Source organism: Yoonia maritima, from assembly GCF_003003285.1.
Taxonomy (GTDB): Bacteria; Pseudomonadota; Alphaproteobacteria; order Rhodobacterales; family Rhodobacteraceae; genus Yoonia; species Yoonia maritima.
In genome coordinates this window covers 1-15,769 of sequence record NZ_PVTP01000010.1, presented here as the reverse complement: position 1 = coordinate 15,769, position 15,769 = coordinate 1, and the positions used below count along the sequence as shown (strand labels likewise).

The 15,769-nt window shown below is 52.4% G+C and carries 19 protein-coding genes, 1 tRNA gene and 1 pseudogene; 10 read left to right on the top strand and 11 right to left on the bottom strand.

Annotated features, from left to right (window positions below; genetic code table 11):
• Nucleotides 1-18: 18 nt before the first annotated feature.
• Together CLV80_RS13740 and CLV80_RS13735 are read right to left on the bottom strand one after the other, a co-directional pair.
• Nucleotides 19-684, bottom strand: coding sequence for a DsbA family protein (locus CLV80_RS13740; RefSeq protein ID WP_106358507.1), 666 nt, complete (start codon nucleotides 682-684; stop codon nucleotides 19-21).
• A gap of 12 nt (nucleotides 685-696) precedes the next feature.
• Entirely contained in the window at nucleotides 697-1,206 is a 510-nt protein-coding gene (locus CLV80_RS13735) for a DUF721 domain-containing protein (RefSeq protein ID WP_106358506.1), read from the bottom strand.
• Nucleotides 1,207-1,274: 68 nt separating this feature from the next.
• Between CLV80_RS13735 and mutY the strand changes: the two genes are divergently transcribed.
• On the top strand, nucleotides 1,275-2,327 hold the full coding sequence (gene mutY / locus CLV80_RS13730) for an A/G-specific adenine glycosylase (RefSeq protein ID WP_106358505.1): 1,053 nt from the start codon (nucleotides 1,275-1,277) through the stop codon (nucleotides 2,325-2,327).
• Between the two features lie 47 nt (nucleotides 2,328-2,374).
• Nucleotides 2,375-3,496 carry an alkane 1-monooxygenase gene (locus CLV80_RS13725; RefSeq protein ID WP_106358504.1) on the top strand — a complete coding sequence of 374 codons (1,122 nt, stop codon included), beginning with the start codon at nucleotides 2,375-2,377 and terminating at the stop codon, nucleotides 3,494-3,496.
• A 126-nt stretch (nucleotides 3,497-3,622) separates the two neighbouring features.
• Here CLV80_RS13725 and CLV80_RS13720 read toward each other — a convergent pair whose 3' ends face one another.
• The 3 genes from CLV80_RS13720 to CLV80_RS13710 all read right to left on the bottom strand — a co-directional run bounded on the left by CLV80_RS13720 (nucleotide 3,623) and on the right by CLV80_RS13710 (nucleotide 6,037).
• Complete coding sequence (locus CLV80_RS13720) at nucleotides 3,623-4,732, bottom strand: site-specific DNA-methyltransferase (RefSeq protein WP_106358503.1); 1,110 nt, start codon at nucleotides 4,730-4,732, stop codon at nucleotides 3,623-3,625.
• A gap of 104 nt (nucleotides 4,733-4,836) precedes the next feature.
• The gene (gene rnhB, locus CLV80_RS13715; RefSeq protein ID WP_106358502.1) at nucleotides 4,837-5,454 is read right to left on the bottom strand and encodes a ribonuclease HII; all 618 of its coding nucleotides are present in this window, start codon (nucleotides 5,452-5,454) and stop codon (nucleotides 4,837-4,839) included.
• 121 nt (nucleotides 5,455-5,575) lie between these two features.
• Nucleotides 5,576-6,037, bottom strand: coding sequence for a hypothetical protein (locus tag CLV80_RS13710; RefSeq protein WP_133169780.1), 462 nt, complete (start codon nucleotides 6,035-6,037; stop codon nucleotides 5,576-5,578).
• A gap of 167 nt (nucleotides 6,038-6,204) precedes the next feature.
• On the opposite strand from CLV80_RS13710, the gene CLV80_RS13705 reads away from it, so the two are divergent.
• The 4 genes from CLV80_RS13705 to CLV80_RS13690 all read left to right on the top strand — a co-directional run bounded on the left by CLV80_RS13705 (nucleotide 6,205) and on the right by CLV80_RS13690 (nucleotide 10,098).
• Entirely contained in the window at nucleotides 6,205-6,486 is a 282-nt protein-coding gene (locus CLV80_RS13705) for a hypothetical protein (protein WP_106358500.1), read from the top strand.
• Complete coding sequence (locus tag CLV80_RS13700; RefSeq protein WP_207766589.1) at nucleotides 6,464-7,162, top strand: winged helix-turn-helix domain-containing protein; 699 nt, start codon at nucleotides 6,464-6,466, stop codon at nucleotides 7,160-7,162. The genes CLV80_RS13705 and CLV80_RS13700 overlap by 23 nt, the downstream gene beginning before the upstream one ends.
• A gap of 281 nt (nucleotides 7,163-7,443) precedes the next feature.
• The gene (locus tag CLV80_RS13695; protein WP_106358499.1) at nucleotides 7,444-9,024 is read left to right on the top strand and encodes a phosphate ABC transporter substrate-binding/OmpA family protein; all 1,581 of its coding nucleotides are present in this window, start codon (nucleotides 7,444-7,446) and stop codon (nucleotides 9,022-9,024) included.
• A 129-nt stretch (nucleotides 9,025-9,153) separates the two neighbouring features.
• Nucleotides 9,154-10,098 carry a type IV pili methyl-accepting chemotaxis transducer N-terminal domain-containing protein gene (locus CLV80_RS13690; RefSeq protein WP_106358498.1) on the top strand — a complete coding sequence of 315 codons (945 nt, stop codon included), beginning with the start codon at nucleotides 9,154-9,156 and terminating at the stop codon, nucleotides 10,096-10,098.
• Between the two features lie 49 nt (nucleotides 10,099-10,147).
• On the opposite strand, the gene CLV80_RS13685 is transcribed toward CLV80_RS13690, so the two are convergent.
• Nucleotides 10,148-10,723 carry a hemerythrin domain-containing protein gene (locus tag CLV80_RS13685; protein WP_106358497.1) on the bottom strand — a complete coding sequence of 192 codons (576 nt, stop codon included), beginning with the start codon at nucleotides 10,721-10,723 and terminating at the stop codon, nucleotides 10,148-10,150.
• A gap of 104 nt (nucleotides 10,724-10,827) precedes the next feature.
• The gene (locus CLV80_RS13680; RefSeq protein ID WP_106358496.1) at nucleotides 10,828-11,853 is read right to left on the bottom strand and encodes a LacI family DNA-binding transcriptional regulator; all 1,026 of its coding nucleotides are present in this window, start codon (nucleotides 11,851-11,853) and stop codon (nucleotides 10,828-10,830) included.
• 89 nt (nucleotides 11,854-11,942) lie between these two features.
• On the opposite strand from CLV80_RS13680, the gene CLV80_RS13675 reads away from it, so the two are divergent.
• The 4 genes from CLV80_RS13675 (at nucleotide 11,943) to CLV80_RS13660 (ending at nucleotide 13,075) form a co-directional block, all read left to right on the top strand.
• Nucleotides 11,943-12,019, top strand: a tRNA-Arg gene (locus CLV80_RS13675).
• A gap of 155 nt (nucleotides 12,020-12,174) precedes the next feature.
• Entirely contained in the window at nucleotides 12,175-12,540 is a 366-nt protein-coding gene (locus tag CLV80_RS13670; RefSeq protein WP_243394576.1) for a hypothetical protein, read from the top strand.
• Nucleotides 12,486-12,653 carry a plasmid mobilization relaxosome protein MobC gene (gene mobC, locus CLV80_RS13665; RefSeq protein ID WP_243394575.1) on the top strand — a complete coding sequence of 56 codons (168 nt, stop codon included), beginning with the start codon at nucleotides 12,486-12,488 and terminating at the stop codon, nucleotides 12,651-12,653. The genes CLV80_RS13670 and mobC overlap by 55 nt, the downstream gene beginning before the upstream one ends.
• Nucleotides 12,647-13,075 carry a hypothetical protein gene (locus CLV80_RS13660; RefSeq protein WP_207766588.1) on the top strand — a complete coding sequence of 143 codons (429 nt, stop codon included), beginning with the start codon at nucleotides 12,647-12,649 and terminating at the stop codon, nucleotides 13,073-13,075. Before mobC ends, CLV80_RS13660 begins: the two co-directional genes overlap by 7 nt.
• A 167-nt stretch (nucleotides 13,076-13,242) precedes the next feature.
• Here CLV80_RS13660 and CLV80_RS13655 read toward each other — a convergent pair whose 3' ends face one another.
• The 4 genes and pseudogenes from CLV80_RS13655 to CLV80_RS13640 all read right to left on the bottom strand — a co-directional run.
• Nucleotides 13,243-13,968 carry a nucleotidyl transferase AbiEii/AbiGii toxin family protein gene (locus CLV80_RS13655; protein ID WP_165793385.1) on the bottom strand — a complete coding sequence of 242 codons (726 nt, stop codon included), beginning with the start codon at nucleotides 13,966-13,968 and terminating at the stop codon, nucleotides 13,243-13,245.
• 5 nt (nucleotides 13,969-13,973) lie between these two features.
• On the bottom strand, nucleotides 13,974-14,180 hold the full coding sequence (locus CLV80_RS13650) for a hypothetical protein (protein ID WP_243394574.1): 207 nt from the start codon (nucleotides 14,178-14,180) through the stop codon (nucleotides 13,974-13,976).
• A 271-nt stretch (nucleotides 14,181-14,451) separates the two neighbouring features.
• A complete protein-coding gene (locus CLV80_RS13645) occupies nucleotides 14,452-15,057 on the bottom strand; it encodes an ATP-binding protein (protein WP_133169779.1) in 606 nt (201 codons plus the stop codon).
• Between the two features lie 267 nt (nucleotides 15,058-15,324).
• A pseudogene (locus CLV80_RS13640) lies at nucleotides 15,325-15,769 on the bottom strand (helix-turn-helix domain-containing protein); the annotation flags it as partial.

Genomic DNA, 15,769 nt, shown 5'->3' with positions numbered 1-15,769 from the left:
ACTATCGTTCAACAATACTTAGCTTAGCTTTTCATCTAGAATTGCAGCAAATTCATCGTAATCCATGTTCGAATAGCTTTCGCCATCAATCAAGAAACTTGGTGTCGAACTGATACCGTCACGGTCAGCGTTTTCTTGGTACCACGTGTACAACGCTTCGGCCTTTGCTGCATCGCTAAGGCAGGCGTCAAGCGCTGCATCATCAAGGCCAGCTGTCTTACCTAGGCGACGTAGTTCTTCGATGATCGTTGCGGGGTCGCCGCTTGCCAGCCATTCGCGTTGCTGTTCATACAACACGTCCGAGAACGCAAAGAAGAAGTCAGGGTTGTCAGTGCAACGCGCAATCATCGACGCCCAAAGGCCGGGACGGTCAAAATACACTTCGCGATACACGAAACGGATCTTGTTCGTATCAATGTAGTTCGCTTTTAGCAGCTTGTGCTGGTTCGCGTTAAAGCTGGCACAATGCGGGCAAGTGAATGACGCGTATTCGATCACTTCGACATTCGCCATCGGGTTGCCGACGACCATTTCCATGACCTCGGGCCGTTCACCTGTTGCTTCTTGTGCATTTGCAGCGCCAGGCAAAAGACCTGTCTGCTGATTACGTGGCAAAAGCCCAAGGCCAGCCCCAACAGTCAAAATGGCAGCGCCGCCAGTAGCTAACAAAGTTCTACGTTTCATGTTCACCTCTTTTCAGGTTTTTTGTTTTGATAAGACGTTTGCGCCCAGCGCCGCAAGGGCTGCACGCAAATCGTCGCTTTCGACGGTGCCTGCCAACGCCTGCGCTTCGGACTGCGCGGCGGGGCTTGGCGTTTTTCGGGTTTTCGGGGCTGGGGTAAAAGCCACGCGCCCCTCAGCAAATCCTGTCGGTGCGGTTTGCGTGATACGCACACGCGCAATTGCGCGATAGCCATAACAGGCATTCACCTTTTCGCGAATTTGCTCTTTTTGCATTTCAAGCATCGGGGCCTGCGCGCCAGTCGTCAGCAACGTTAGGGTCGCACCCATGCCGCCTTTGCCGTAACTCACGTTCACAGGGGTCGCGACGCTTGCGGTTGCTTCACCCACCACCTCTGACCAATGTGTCAAAAGGCGGGTCACAGCAAAGCCACGCTCTTCGCTTGCAGTGCGAATGCGGGTTTGCATCAACGTCGCCGCACGAGAAAATCCGCGCGTGGTGCCCTTATGGCGTGCTTGTTTCATAACTAAGCTCTACTGTATGTCAGCCGTTGCGCCAAGTCAGCGCCTGACATGTGAAAGGTAAATAACCATTGCGTGACCTCAGTTTACAGCTTTTGGACTGGTACGACGTCCATGCGCGGGCAATGCCGTGGCGCGTGCCACCTGATGCACGCAAGGCCGGGACGCTTCCGAATCCTTATGCGGTGTGGATGTCAGAGGTCATGTTGCAACAAACAACCGTGGCTGCCGTTCATGAATACCATAACAAATTCATGTCGTTATGGCCAACCGTGCACAAATTGGCAGCAGCCGAAGACGCCGATGTCATGGCGGCTTGGGCGGGGTTAGGATATTATGCGCGTGCCCGAAATCTGCTGAAATGTGCCCGTACAGTTGTTGATAACCATGATGGTGTTTTTCCGCAAAACTATGAAACACTTCTGATGCTGCCCGGCATCGGCCCTTACACAGCTGCAGCGATTTCATCCATCGCGTTTGATCTGCCTGAAACGGTTGTGGACGGTAATGTGGAACGAGTCATGGCGCGACTTCATGACATTCACGACCCATTGCCGGGATCAAAGCCTGCTTTAACCGAAAAAGCACGCGCGCTTACCCCCGCCAAACGCCCCGGCGATTATGCCCAAGCAGTGATGGATCTAGGCGCAACCATTTGCACACCGAAAAGTCCGGCTTGCGGAATTTGCCCTTGGCGTGACCCTTGCGATGCACGGATTGCAGGAACCGCGGCAGAGCTGCCAAAGAAAACACCAAAAAAGAAAACGCCGACTCGGTTTGGGATTGCCTATGTCGTGCGACGCAGTGACGGCGCGTGGCTGTTGGAAACGCGCCCAGAAAGCGGGCTTTTGGGCGGGATGTTAGGTTGGCCGGGGTCAGAATGGGGCGATGCGCCTGAACCCGCACCGCCAGTTGATACGGATTGGCAAACGCTAAACGAAGAAGCGAGACATACCTTTACGCATTTCCATCTGCGCCTAACCATCATGACGGCAACAGTCGGTCTGGACGTAGCCCCAACACGTGGTGAATTCGTCAAAAAGGCTGATTTCAGCCCAACAGCCCTACCCACAGCGATGCGCAAAGTGTTCGATCTGGCGGGTCCGACGCTACGCGACGCTTGAGCGTTAAGAGACCCAAGCGTAGGGTTATCTTAACTAAGAGGTACCCCATGTCGATCAAAAGCATCAGTGCCGCGCTACCGTTCTGGCTGTCGCTTGGATTAATCCCGCTCGCTGTTATCGCCGCGGTTTACGGTGGGTGGAGTATTGCGCTGTTGCCGCTGGCAACGTGGTATCTGTTTACATTCTTGGATTTTTTGCTGGGCTTAAATCTAGAAAATAAGGACCCCGAAACCGAGGATAAAGACCTTTTCTGGTATCGGCTTATCACGCTGATTTGGGTGCCTGTCCAACTGATCACGATTTTCGGACTGATGGCCTATGTAACCCGATCCGGGCATTTGCACTGGGGTGAACAATGGGCATTATTCGCCGCGCTGGGGATACTGTCCGGCACCATCGGCATAAATTACAGCCACGAACTGATGCACCAGAAACCGAAAACTGAACGTTGGTTGGGTGACATTTTGCTGACCTCCGTCCTGTACGGTCACTTCCGATCCGAGCATCTTTTAGTTCATCATCGCTATGTTGGCACACCGCGCGACCCCGTCACGGCGCGGTACGGCGAAAGCTTTTACCACTTCTTCCCGCGTGTCCTTTGGCAAAGCCTAGAGTCATCGTTTCTTGCGGAGAAAGCGATGCTCGCGCGTAAAAATCTACCTTGGCATCACAAATCCAATCCCTTTTGGCGGTATTGGGCGCTTGAGGCAGCGTTTGCGGTTTTGTCATTCGCTATTGCCGGATGGTGGGGCGTATTCCTTTTTGCCACGCAGGCATTCTGGGCGGTGTTCCAGCTAGAGCTGGTGAACTACGTCGAACACTATGCGCTAACGCGCAAACATCTGGGCGACGGCAAATACGAACATGTAAAACCGCGCCATTCATGGAACGCGGCACATAAGGCGTCGAACTGGCTGTTGATCAACCTACAACGCCATTCAGACCACCACTACAAACCCGACCGGCGCTTCCCGCTTCTACAAAACTACACCGACGATGAAGCACCGCAGCTACCGTTCGGATACCCCGTTATGACGATGGCCGCGCTGGTCCCACCTATCTGGAAAAAGGTCATGCACCCACGCGTACAAACATGGCGCAACCTGTACTACCCGGAAATCGAAGACTGGGCACCGTACAAAACAGCAAGCAATCCTCTACCTCGCTAAACAAAAAAACCCGCCGTACTAAGACGGCGGGCAAAGTTAGTAATCGCGGCCCCTTCCACCATGGAAGGGTTCTCCGCAATCACCGGCGGTATCAACGTTGGGGAATGTGACGCAGTTAAGCCTGCGTCAGTGCTTCGCCATCTCTGAGCGGATCTGCTGGCGTAGCAGATCAATCGGAACTTTTTGTCCGTCGCGTTTAAATTGCCAATAAGTCCAGCCGTTACAGCTTGGTGCGCCTTCGAGATGGGCGCCGACCTGATGGATTGATCCTTTGATGTCGTCACCAACTAGCGTGCCGTCTGCACGTACTTTGGCCTTGTGACGACCGTTCAGCGACCACAGCTCTTCGCCGGGGCGCAACATGCCGCGTTCAACCAGAACACCGAATGCAACACGTGGCTCTGCGCGTTTCGAAGTAGATACTTCAAGCGCTTCGCTATCGAACTTGCGCGTGTTGGCGATACGTTTCGTCGCGACCTTGCGGTATGCTTCTTCGCGCTCAATCCCGATGAAGTTACGGCCAAGCATCTTAGCAACCGCACCCGTGGTACCTGTGCCAAAGAATGGATCAAGAACAACGTCACCGGGGTTCGTTGTCGCAACCAGTACACGATGCAGCAGTGACTGCGGCTTTTGTGTTGGGTGGGCTTTTTCGCCTGCATCGTTTTTCAGGCGCTCGTGGCCAGTGCAGATGGGCAGAACCCAATCAGACCGCATCTGGATGCCCTCGTTTAGGGCTTTTAGCGCTTCGTAGTTAAAGGTGTATTTGCTGGCTTCTTCCTTAGAGGCCCAAATCAGCGTCTCGTGCGCATTGGTCAGGCGTTTGCCACGGAAGTTCGGCATCGGGTTTGATTTGCGCCATACGACGTCGTTCAGCAGCCAGAAACCTTGGTTCTGCAGCTCTGCGCCCATGCGAAATACGTTGTGGTAGCTGCCGATAACCCAGATCGCGCCATTGGGTTTCAGCAAACGACGCGCGGCCTTTAGCCATTCGCGTGTAAAGTTATCGTAAACCTTGAAGCTATCGAATTGGTCCCAAGCGTCATCAACTGCGTCGACTTTGGAATTATCCGGGCGATGCAAATCACCTTTTAGCTGCAAGTTATAGGGTGGGTCCGCAAAGATTAGATCAACAGAACCCGCAGGCATGCTGTTCATACGCTCGATGCAGTCACCATCAAGAATCGTGTTCAGAGGGAGCTCAGAAGCCCCTTTTGCTTTGGTTTTAATCGTCATTTTCTGCCTCATACACCCGGCGGTTATTCCGCTCTTTGGTTGTCCCTAGTGTGAGTCAGACTGGATTCACTGTCAAAAGTTTTATTGAATCAATGGCTTACGTTTTACTCTTGATACAAGATATTGTGCACCGGCTTGAACGAACGTCTATGGTGTGGGGTCACACCAAGGTTTTCCAACCCTGATTTGTGTACCGCTGTCGGGTAACCCGCGTTCTTTTCCCAACCGTAGCCGGGGTACTGTTGCGCCAAATCCACCATGTGTCGGTCACGCCACACTTTTGCGACGATAGAAGCGGCCGCAATCGAAAGGCTACGCCCGTCACCTTTGACGACTGTCTCGGTTGAAATGGTCAAACCGCGCGGCACCATGTTGCCGTCGATCAATGCGTGGTCTGTTGGCTGGCCAAGCCCGGCAATCGCCCGCACCATCGCAATATGTGATGCACGCAAAATGTTGTGCTCGTCAATTTCAGCGACGGTGGCTTCTGCCAGCGACACATCCGCCTGCTCCATTATCGCGTCGTAAAGGGCGTCACGTTTCTTGGCTGTCAGCTTTTTACTGTCGTTCAATCCGTCTGGGATGTTGTTTGTATCCAGCACGACAGCGGCTGCAACGACGGGACCAGCAAGCGGGCCGCGCCCAACCTCATCCACGCCAGCGATATAGGTGAAACCGCGATCTAGGGCGGCTTGTTCAAATGTGTAATCAGGATTTGTCATGTGATCAGTGACCAGAACACGGCCCGCGGTTCAAGAATAAAAAGGGGCAAGGGCCATATCGAACCCTTGCCCCAAGGTGGCACGACGACTGGGGCTTGAAGTCGCGCTAGGTGTCAGCGTCTTAGCGACGCCGATCAGAACGGTAACCTTCTTGGCGCATGCAAGCCGGATCAAAGCCATTTCTGGGGCCGTCGTTAGTGAACAGCCGTACTTCACAACGACGCGGCAATTGGGCAACCCAGACTTGATGCCGCTCAAGGCAACGGCTCATGTACATCCGGTGATCGCCATAGCGGGTATCAATTTGACCCAAACATTCAGACGGCAAAACATTGCGATTGCCTGCCGGGCGCGGACGGCCTGTCCAGCCTTGTGGATGGCGCTGGGTCCGGTCCTCTACCTGTGCTGGCTCGCGGTCATTGCGGTCTCTGTTCTCGAGCGCCGCGTTCAATGCTGCAATTGCGGCCAGCCCGATAATCAATTTGCCAGCATCCTCGCGGTCAAACCCATTTGCTTGCGCTGGCATAGCGGTCGCAAAGGTAAGCGAAACTGCGGCGACACCTGCGATCAGTGATTTAAACATATGTGTTCCTTTCATCTGTTGCGCCAAAAAAGAGTGGGTGACGCTGATGAAACGAAATTGGAGCGGACCTTCGCTGCCAAACAATAACGGGGTATGGTTATGCGATGGCGCACAAGATAACATATGACGTTATTGAATATCAGCCCGCTTTAAGGTCAATTAGAGCCATGAAACATCTTTCTTTTACATTCATGATTTTCTGCATGACCGCAGGGGCCGCTCAGGCTGATTGCTATGCTGACTATAAGGCCAAGCAAGACGGACCACTGCGGCTTCACTATGGTGTGACCCAAGTGCGCGGCGATTGCAGTGTACGGTCTGCCGAAGATCAACTACGCCCGGCGTTGGAACGCGACGGCTGGCAACTATTGAATGTGCTTAGTGTCTTTGATGACGCCGGGCTAGAAGAAAGAAGGGGCAGCGCTGGTGACTACTTCCTCCGCTACTGAAGCACGTGAGATCGGCAATAAGATCGTTGTCGCGGGCATCGCGGCAATTGTTCTGATTTTGGCCATCGCTGCGGTTTTGCTGTTTATCAATCTGCCGGACGCAAACGCATTTAATGTACGCGTAGAACGATTGTTCGTGGAAAATGACACGCTCACAGGAAACGCAGAAATCAAACTGCTAGAAATTCTGGCGCAATCGGGGACAGCGTTTTCAGATACACTATCGTCTTATCGTTTTGTGATCTTTGTCCTGTTGGTATTTGCGACCGCCCTGCTGATCGCGGCAGTCGCGTTCCTTGCCATGCTCGTCGTATTGAACCGACGGATGAGCAAAATTGAACGGCAGGGGATCGAAGTGAATTCACTGATCATTAGCCGCGATCAAAAAGCCGTCTATTTAAATGACTTTGAATTTAAACTAACCGAAGCCGCAATCGAAACCTTATCCGTCTTAGCAGAGGCGCGCATGGACGATGAAGTCTTATCGGGCGCCGAAATTGAAGGCGTCATTTCGGGCCGAAACAGCGCCGACTGCGAAGAGGCAGCAGGCGCAACCCGGATCAAACGGCTGCGCGATACTTTGGGCAATCAGATGATCAGCGAACTGCTGGTCAAAAACATCGCGCGCAAAGGATACATGCTCGCGATCGACAAAGATGTAATCAAAATGGTCTAAAGGTGACGCGGCGTTAAGTCGCACGAATCACTTTCGCAATAAGCGGCGTTCCGCGCAATGCGTCTAAAATGAATGGGGCATTTGGTTAGGATTTGATCCAAAAAGTTGACTATTTTAGTGCTTTTCCCCTCTTCTCCTCTAATTTGGAAAAGATTCGCCGCAATTTGCGCACAATTCGACCAACTAATGGTTAATTACGTAGACACATAAACCTGGGCGTATCCATTTGCGGCAATTTTTCGCCGACAAATTGATCACCCACCCAGGGAGGAGAGTAATTAATGTTAAGTAAGCGAACGAACGCTGCATTGGGTATTGTGACCCTTGCAAGTAGCTTGACCATCGCGGGTATGGCACAAGCAGGCGAAGTTACGTTGTCATCAGGCGACGGCACAGTGAACATGACCGGGGAGTTCATCGACTTCCAAGACAACGCCTATATCATCGCAACAGCACTTGGCGAATTGCGGGTTGCCGCAAGTCGAGTAAGCTGTTCTGGCGCGTCCTGCCCGACATTTGACACCGTCGAAACTGACATCACGATTGGGGGGTCTGATGTTGTTGGTTCCGGCTTAATGCCGCTTTTGCTCGAAGGGTATGCAGGCGTTCTTGATGCTGCTGCGTCGCTTGGAAACACAGGGCAAAACGGTGAACTCATCGCGACATTGACTGCCGATCAGGGCTTTGGTGACGATCTGGTATCGTTCCTTGTGGCTTCAACCGGTTCTAGTGACGGTTTCCAACAGTTGCTGTCAGGCGAAGCTGAAATCGCTATGTCGTCACGGCGCATCGTCCCTGACGAAGCCCGCAGCCTGCGTGATGCTGGCGGTGGTAACATGGTCGACCCAGCCCAAGAACACATCGTCGCGATCGATAGCCTCGTTGTCATTACAAACGCGGCAAACCCGATCGACACACTGACAACCGAAGAAATTCGCGCAATCTATTCTGGTCAAATCACGAATTGGTCACAGGTTGGCGGGCCTGATATGCCCATCACGGTCATTACCCAATCCGAAGACTCGGGTACCCGTGCTGTGTTTGAAGACCGTATTTTTGGTGAAACCACTGCATCGCTTGCATCTGGTGCGCAGATCGCCGCATCCGGAAGCGAAGCATCACAGCTTGTAAACGCAACACAAGGTGCAATCGGCGTAGTCGGTTACTCGTTCCAACGTGGTGCAAACCCGGTTAGCCTTGTGAACGAATGCGGGATCACAATGACTCCTGATGCGTTTTCAGCACGTACCGAAGAATACGCGTTGCAGCGTCGCTTGTACCTTTACACACGCGAAGACACCGCTTCGGATCAAACGCTTGCGTTCGTCGACTTTGCCCGCTCAAACGATGCAGATAGCCTAATCGGCAAAGCTGGGTTTATCGGTTTTGCCGTAGATCGTCGCGAACAATCACTTGAAAGCAGCCGCGCACGCAGCTTGCTTGACCCTGCTGCAGATGCCTACGAAGCCGGATTTATGCGTCAAATGTTGGGCCAGATGGTTGACTATGACCGTCTTTCAACGACATTCCGCTTCCGCACAGGGTCTGCACAGCTGGATGAACGCGGTCGGATCGACCGTGATCGCCTGATCGAATACCTCGAGACGCAGCCAGAAGGCACAGAAGTTTTGCTTGCCGGCTTTACGGATGACGTAGGCCAATTCGATGGCAATCGTGATTTATCACAGCAACGCGCGTCTCAAGTCGCCCAAGACCTCGTTTCATATGCTGGGGACCGTATTAATGGCATCACAGTTTCTTCGGTTGGGTACGGTGAAATCGCACCATCTGGTTGCAACGCAAACCAAGAAGGCCGCCGCATCAACCGCCGCGTCGAAGTTTGGATCAAGTCACCAGCGTAACTTGTTCAGCCAATGACCAACGTACCCAATTCAAGCACTCGCAACCGACCAAAGTTTATCTAGCGATACCTGCAAGAGTTAACGATTGTCTAAGCCAGTGCCTGAGACGGGAACGATAAAGGAAATGATATGTCAAAAACAACTAATCTAAAGACAAAGTTGGCAGCATCACGGCGGTTCACGTTCTCTGGACTTACCCGCGTTGCCTCGGTCGCGTCGATCGGACTTTGCATTGCGACGGGCGCATCCGCCCAAAATATTGCAACCGATGTTGGCGCGAGCGAACGGATCAATATTGCAGGCCAGCTTTCTACGCTAAGCCAACGCATCATTGCTTCAGCGTGCAACCTCAACTCAGGCATCACTGTTCGCGAAAGCCAAGCCGTTCTGCAAATCTCAGCAGAACAGTTCACGGTCATCAGCGATGCATTGCTGCAAGGCAACCGCCGGATGGGCGTGTTGGGCGAAGAAACCCGACCGCGCACGTTGCAAGTTATTAGCTCGCTAAACGATGAATGGGGTCCGCTGCTTGACCAAGCAACCGCGACAGCCGTTGCTGCAGATGATAACGCGCAGATCAAAGCGCTTGCCGACAAAAGTGGTCCGCTTTTGGAAACTGCCAACATTCTTGTGAGTGAAATCACCGGGCAATACGCCGATCCTGTTGCATTGCTGCACGCTGATGCGCTTTTGATCGATCTTTCAGGCCGCCAACGGACATTGGCAGCGCAAATGTCGAAAGACGTTTGCTTGATCGCATCAGGGATCAACGTCGAGCAAGCACAAGCAGACCTAGCCAAGAACGCAAAGCTGTTCAGTGACACCCTGTCAGCCCTGCGTAATGGTTTGGAAAGCGTTGGGGTCCGCCCACCACCGACAGCCCGCATCGAAGAAGGCCTTCAATTCGCTGTCGAAGAATGGGACGCGCTTCAGCCACTTCTTGAGCAGGCACAAAGTGGCGCATCGCTTGACGAAGCAACGCGTCAACGTGTGTTCTTTGCGTTCTTAGGCATCGAAGCTCGTATGAACAACGTTACTGTGCTCTACGATAAAAACTCGAAACTGGGCTTGTAAAGCGACCAGTTTGACTGAAAGGGGCGCCCGCAGAGGCGCCCTTTTTTTGTTAGCGCAGCTGTTCTGGCGCGTATTTTAACAAGACTGGAACGACCAGTTCTTCTTCGTCGATCAAATGCCTATTCAGCATCTTTCCAAAGTCATCAAGTATCCCGTGCAAATCACCCAGGCGATCCGTGAACTTTGCCTTCTTATTCGCATCAAACTGCAAGACATCATTCGCGCCACCAGCAAGCCCGGAAAGCAAACCATCCATCGCATGGTGATCGGAATCCAACAAATCAAAGCCACGTGAAACACGTTTGTCCAATTTGGCCATAACCGGAAAATACTGTACATCTTCGATTTGGTGATGTCCGTGAAGCTGATTGATCAACATCCCGCCATAGCGTGACAGGCTGCGTTTATAGTTTTCAGAATCCATATTTGAATCCATCACACCTTCAAGGTCGCCATTCAACTGCGTGAGCAAACGACGAAACATGAGGTGACGGTCTAACCAAAAAGCAATCAACTGCGAATAGTTTGGATTGGTCTTCCATTCGTCACGGGGGAATTCTTTGATCAACACGCGCAATGGATCTGGCAGCGCTTTACGGTTCGCAAGGGCAAGTTCAGGAGTCATGGCAATCCAATCTGTCAAACAGACGCACCGCGTGCGTTGCTATTTGGATACCCTAGTTTGCTATCAATTGAACGATGAACTTCTGTGCTTTCAAGCACGACCCATCAGCGGCGACGCAGAGTATCCCCCAAAGCAAGCTTGGGACTAAGCGTTACCAGCGGACCCTCTTCTTGATCGGCACCCTCATGGTAATCGGCAATAATTTGAGCGGCCTTAGCACCGATTTCACGGCGACATGCATCCATGGTCGCCAACTGGATCGGCAAACCGTCCAGCAATTCAACACCGTTAAACGCCGCAAGCCCAATTTGCCCCGGAACGTCGATCCCCTTCTCAAGCAGATACAACAGGCCACCCGCCCCAATCATATCATTCGAGAAATATAGAAAATCGAGGTCCGGCGTCCGTTCGATCATCTTGGCCGTCATCTCCCGGCCTTTTGCAAGCGCAGAACCGCCAGAATAAAACTCCTGATCTGCAATTTCGACACCAGACTGCGCAAGCGTCCGCGTAAAACCTTCAAACCGTTTGCGGGCACGGTGATCAAGCGGCATCTTCGTACCCATGAAACCGATACGTTTATAGCCCGCTGCGATGATCTCTTCGGCCATTATCCGGCCTGCACGACGGTGTGAAATACCAACGCAAGCATCAACGGGATCGCCATCCACATCCATGATTTCAACAACCGGAATGCCAGATTGCTGCAGCATGGCGCGCGAAGCCTCAGAGTGTTCAAGACCAGCAATGATCACCCCAGATGGCCGCCAAGATAGCATTTCAAAGAGAACTTTTTCTTCTTTTTCAGGAAGATAGTCGGTAACGCCAACAACCGGCTGCAACACGGTATCTTCCAACACTTCCGAAATACCAGAAAGAACTTCTGGGAAGACCATGTTCCCCAATGATGGAATAATCACCGCAACAAGATTCACGCGTTGCGACGCTAATGCACCCGCGATTTTGTTGGGCACATACCCCAAGCTCTTCGCGGCGTCCTGCACCTTTTGACGGGTCGCAGCACTTACATCACCCTTGTTACGTAAAACGCGGCTAACAGTCATTTCGCTTACGCCCGATGCTTCAGAAACATCGCGCAGAGTCAGTGGTCGTTTATTGCGGCTGGTCACGGATCGGTCCTGTCATTGCATCCGACATTGTTAACGGCCCTTTGGCCCGTTGACCAGATGGGCAAAGAAAGGCATTGATCAGCCACGGCGGCCCCGTGGCTCAACTGGATAGAGCAGCCCCCTCCTAAGGGGCAGGTTGCAGGTTCGAATCCTGCCGGGGTCACCAAAAACACCTGAAAAATATGGATTATTTACAGTGCTTTGTGCAGGAGCTTGCAGAAAGTCCCGCGAGCTTTCGCGCCGAATTCTGCTGAAATGGCGGAAATCTCGTACAAAACCTGTACAAAATTCGCACGTCTTTGCGCTTTTAGGGGCCTTCCAATGAGCTGGCGGGTTGCGAACACATGCGCGGAACGCAAGTTCGGCAGCGCAACGCGTAAGCAGATCATCATGTTTCTGGCCGACAAGGCGAGCGACGATGGCTCAGGCATCTGGTGTTCCAAGGGTACGATCCAGCGGCATACCGAGCTGGGCGAGACCACAGTGAAGCGAACCGTGCGTGAGTTTCTGAAGGAAGGCATCCTTGTCGAGACCGGCGCACGGACCTGCAAGAACGGTTTCACCGTCGTTTACCGGATCGATCTGGCCAAGCCCGCCGACGCAAGCCCGTCCCCCGCGTTGATCCGGCACTGGTGCTGGCCGTCGGACGCATTGGCGGCAACCTCAACCAGATCGCCCGCTGGCTGAACCGCGCGATGCTGTTGGGCCGCACTGACCTCGACGCGCTCACTGTTGCCCGTCGCTTGCTGATCATCGAGCGCCAGCTTGCCCAGATCATCGAGGCCGCCCGCCGATGCTGATCAAGTTCTTTCGCAACGGCAAAGGCGCGGGCGCTGGTCCGGTCGGTTACCTCGTCGCGGACAAGGTGCTGGCCTATGACGACAATCGCGACTTGATCCGCGATGCCGACGGCCAGCCTGTGACCGTCACGCGCGAGCCTTTACCCGAGGTACTGCGCGGCAATCCCGACCGCACTGAAGCCATCATCGACACTAGCCGCCACCAATGGACCTACCGCGCAGGCGTGATCAGCTTTGCTGCCGAGGATGCCCCTACCGAAGAGCAGCAAAGCACATGGCGACATTTGGATAACGATCTCTCCTCAAATGATGGACGAAATACTCGCCTTGCCGCCGAAGAGACCCAAGAACCGCAAAACAGGCAAGTTGATGAAGGCGCGCGTATTCGGCTAACGATTGGACGCAAAATCCGCTTTGGTTAACACCTTGAGCCCGATAACGGCGGAGCAAATATTGAACTTAAGGCGCAAAGTGAAAGAGAGCGACTGTTACGAATTTGATGATGTCTGACACGAACGGAACGTACCAAATCGTTTTTGCTAACCAGCCCAAAAGTCAAGTTTAAAGCTGCTTTCTTCGAGGTAGTCATTCAATCGAAAGGCGATGGTTGGCTAGGTTTTGAGCCACCGTGAATCGTCAGGATTTCTTCGGCGACTTCGGCATTGATTTCCATTCCTTGGGCGCATTTTTCCATCCATTCGGGGACACGAATCTTATCAATCGCAGAATCGTAGTCATCTCGAATCTTTTCTCCGTATGCCTCTGCTGCGACTTTCCATGCGCTATCAGGCACGGGGCCCCATCGAGAGATCATCACTGATAAATCAAGAATGTCTCGACTCAGTACCTCAGGAGCATAATATCGGTCAGAGTTGGCCAGAAGCTTCTCTGCATACATCAGGTGCCGGTCAAGTACTGGCACGCCAAAACGTGGATCAATACTTCCGTTCAAATCGATTCGCGATTCTTTGACGATTTCGAACTTGATCTTCGTTCCGTTGCTTTCAACTAACGTCCTCAGGCCGTACTGGTCAGCCCGCACGTCGCGCAACACGTCTAATTTTGCTCCACTGCGTAGGATGTTGTCCAAATTTGGTTTGTTTGCAATGCGAGTACGAAGCTCTCGGTAACCGTCTTTGTCAGCGCAGAGAAAGTCTATGTCTACGCTTTCTCTGTATTCACCGAGATTAAGTACAATAGCGGTGCCACCGCCAAAGTAACATTTTGATTTGTCTAGTAAATCCCCGTCAATCGCTCGTAGGACGTTCAGGATTGCTGTGTGGTGTTCACGCTGGAATGATACTGTCTCAAACAAGGCTGTCACGCAGCCATAAAGACGCCATTACCATAACGATCAACTAGCACTCCAAGCAGCTTTTGCTCATCCGGGCAGATCTTATCAGCTTCGACAAAACGCCAGTTCCGCTCATACAAACCAAGCGCCTCTTGACCATCCACAACAGCATTGTCGGGGCGATTCCAGCACAGGTTGTGCAGCTGAGGATATGTGTTCACGTGAATCTGCATGTCTTGTACCTATCAGATGGAGTGGCTTGCTTCCAGTTCTTTCGTGCTGCCGTTGTTCTGCACTCGTGCTAACACTTATTCTTAAAGAATGTGTTTTCAAGATGACCCTTCGAATGGAATAGTCCTGCAAAAAAGCTCTTGTGCCCTACGGTCAGCACCCAAAACCCATCAAGGCAATGACTGAATAGTGAAGCTAGAGATAGCCTCGACACGCCCTCCTTCGAAGTTATGTCGGTTTCGCCAGTGTGAACTACGATCCTGTGTGTTGCTCCTATTGCATCGCATCCAATGGCAAAACCTTTTTTGCACGCGCAGTTTCATTCACTTTGATCTCGATAGCATAAGTCGCTCCATTGGAGAATTTTAGAACTAGATCGATTTCGTTTTTTTCTTTGTCGCGATAAAATGCGGGGGTTACATTATCGGATGCCGCATTGATGATTGCCTCGATACAAAAGCTTTCCCAACTGTGTCCTAGCGCGTCGCTTTCGCGAAGTTTGTTAAGTGTGTCGATTCCCAGCATGGCATGCAATAATCCGCAATCTCTTACATGGTATGCTTGCATCGAACTGTTGCTCTTGTTGCTGCCAGCAGGCCAATTCGGCAAGCAACGCAGCAGTCCCATCCTTTCGAGAAGGTCCAGTGATCTTCTTACGCTATCCCTCTTTATCGATAGACCCTTGGCGCAGTTGGCCTCATGAAACTCTTCGCCGGTATTATTGGCAATCCATTGAAATACCTCTGGAAAGCGATCACTGGCATCGATGCCCCAACAACAAAGATCCTGCTTGAGCATGCTACTGAGATAGCGTCTTCTCCAATCGAAACTATCGGCGTCAGTATCTGCAATCAAACTATTGGGCAGGCCACCGCGCAACCATAGAACTTCCTTATTCCAATTTGGCAAATTGCTAGATTGGGGCTGAGGTGAGGCATCGTGCGTAGGGACTTGCGCTGACTGTAACTGCTTGCTGTCGCTGAGATGTTCTAAAATTTTGGACCGGCGGCAGTTCGACCTCGGTGATCATTCCCATGAACGAAGTATTCAGTTGTTGTTCAGTTTTTGCGTCTCGCGCTGCCAGAACGAACTTCGGTGCGGATTGAGGGAGTTTCTCCATGGATGGTACGATTGAGTTTCTCACGGATAGGTGAAGTCTGTTTGCCAAAGCTGATTGGTCGCAGTCGTTTTGTCTTTGAACTCATTGGCCGCCTTGATGACGATGAACGCAGGGCTGGTGATCAAGTCGTGGGCCTTGAGTGTGCGATAAACCGTGGATTCCGATACAAAGTAGCGTTTCTGATCCGTGAACGTCACCGCCAACTCACGCGGCGATAGTTCCGTCTCTTGCAACGCCAGTTTGATGACGTCAGCCTTTATCTCGGTTGGGATACGGTTCCAGACCTGCTTTGGCTTAGGAGATTGATCCTGCAACCCGGCCTCACCGCGCTGCAGATACCGATCATACCAACGGTAAAACGTCGTCCGGGGGATACCCAGTTTAGCCAGTGTCAAACGGGCCGAAAGATGCGACTCTTCGACTAAGCGGATGATCTCCAGTTTCTCTGATGCAGGGTACCTCATTCGTGGT

Excerpts from the sequence above, each read along its gene's own strand:
- CLV80_RS13740 (WP_106358507.1), bottom strand. The coding sequence starts at position 684 with ATGAAACGTAGAACTTTGTTAGCTACTGGCGGCGCTGCCATTTTGACT.
- CLV80_RS13735 (WP_106358506.1), bottom strand. The coding sequence starts at position 1,206 with ATGAAACAAGCACGCCATAAGGGCACCACGCGCGGATTTTCTCGTGCG.
- CLV80_RS13725 (WP_106358504.1), top strand. The coding sequence starts at position 2,375 with ATGTCGATCAAAAGCATCAGTGCCGCGCTACCGTTCTGGCTGTCGCTT.
- CLV80_RS13720 (WP_106358503.1), bottom strand. The coding sequence starts at position 4,732 with ATGACGATTAAAACCAAAGCAAAAGGGGCTTCTGAGCTCCCTCTGAAC.
- rnhB (WP_106358502.1), bottom strand. The coding sequence starts at position 5,454 with ATGACAAATCCTGATTACACATTTGAACAAGCCGCCCTAGATCGCGGT.
- CLV80_RS13710 (WP_133169780.1), bottom strand. The coding sequence starts at position 6,037 with ATGTTTAAATCACTGATCGCAGGTGTCGCCGCAGTTTCGCTTACCTTT.
- CLV80_RS13705 (WP_106358500.1), top strand. The coding sequence starts at position 6,205 with ATGAAACATCTTTCTTTTACATTCATGATTTTCTGCATGACCGCAGGG.
- CLV80_RS13695 (WP_106358499.1), top strand. The coding sequence starts at position 7,444 with ATGTTAAGTAAGCGAACGAACGCTGCATTGGGTATTGTGACCCTTGCA.
- CLV80_RS13690 (WP_106358498.1), top strand. The coding sequence starts at position 9,154 with ATGTCAAAAACAACTAATCTAAAGACAAAGTTGGCAGCATCACGGCGG.
- CLV80_RS13685 (WP_106358497.1), bottom strand. The coding sequence starts at position 10,723 with ATGACTCCTGAACTTGCCCTTGCGAACCGTAAAGCGCTGCCAGATCCA.
- CLV80_RS13670 (WP_243394576.1), top strand. The coding sequence starts at position 12,175 with ATGAGCTGGCGGGTTGCGAACACATGCGCGGAACGCAAGTTCGGCAGC.
- CLV80_RS13660 (WP_207766588.1), top strand. The coding sequence starts at position 12,647 with ATGCTGATCAAGTTCTTTCGCAACGGCAAAGGCGCGGGCGCTGGTCCG.
- CLV80_RS13650 (WP_243394574.1), bottom strand. The coding sequence starts at position 14,180 with ATGCAGATTCACGTGAACACATATCCTCAGCTGCACAACCTGTGCTGG.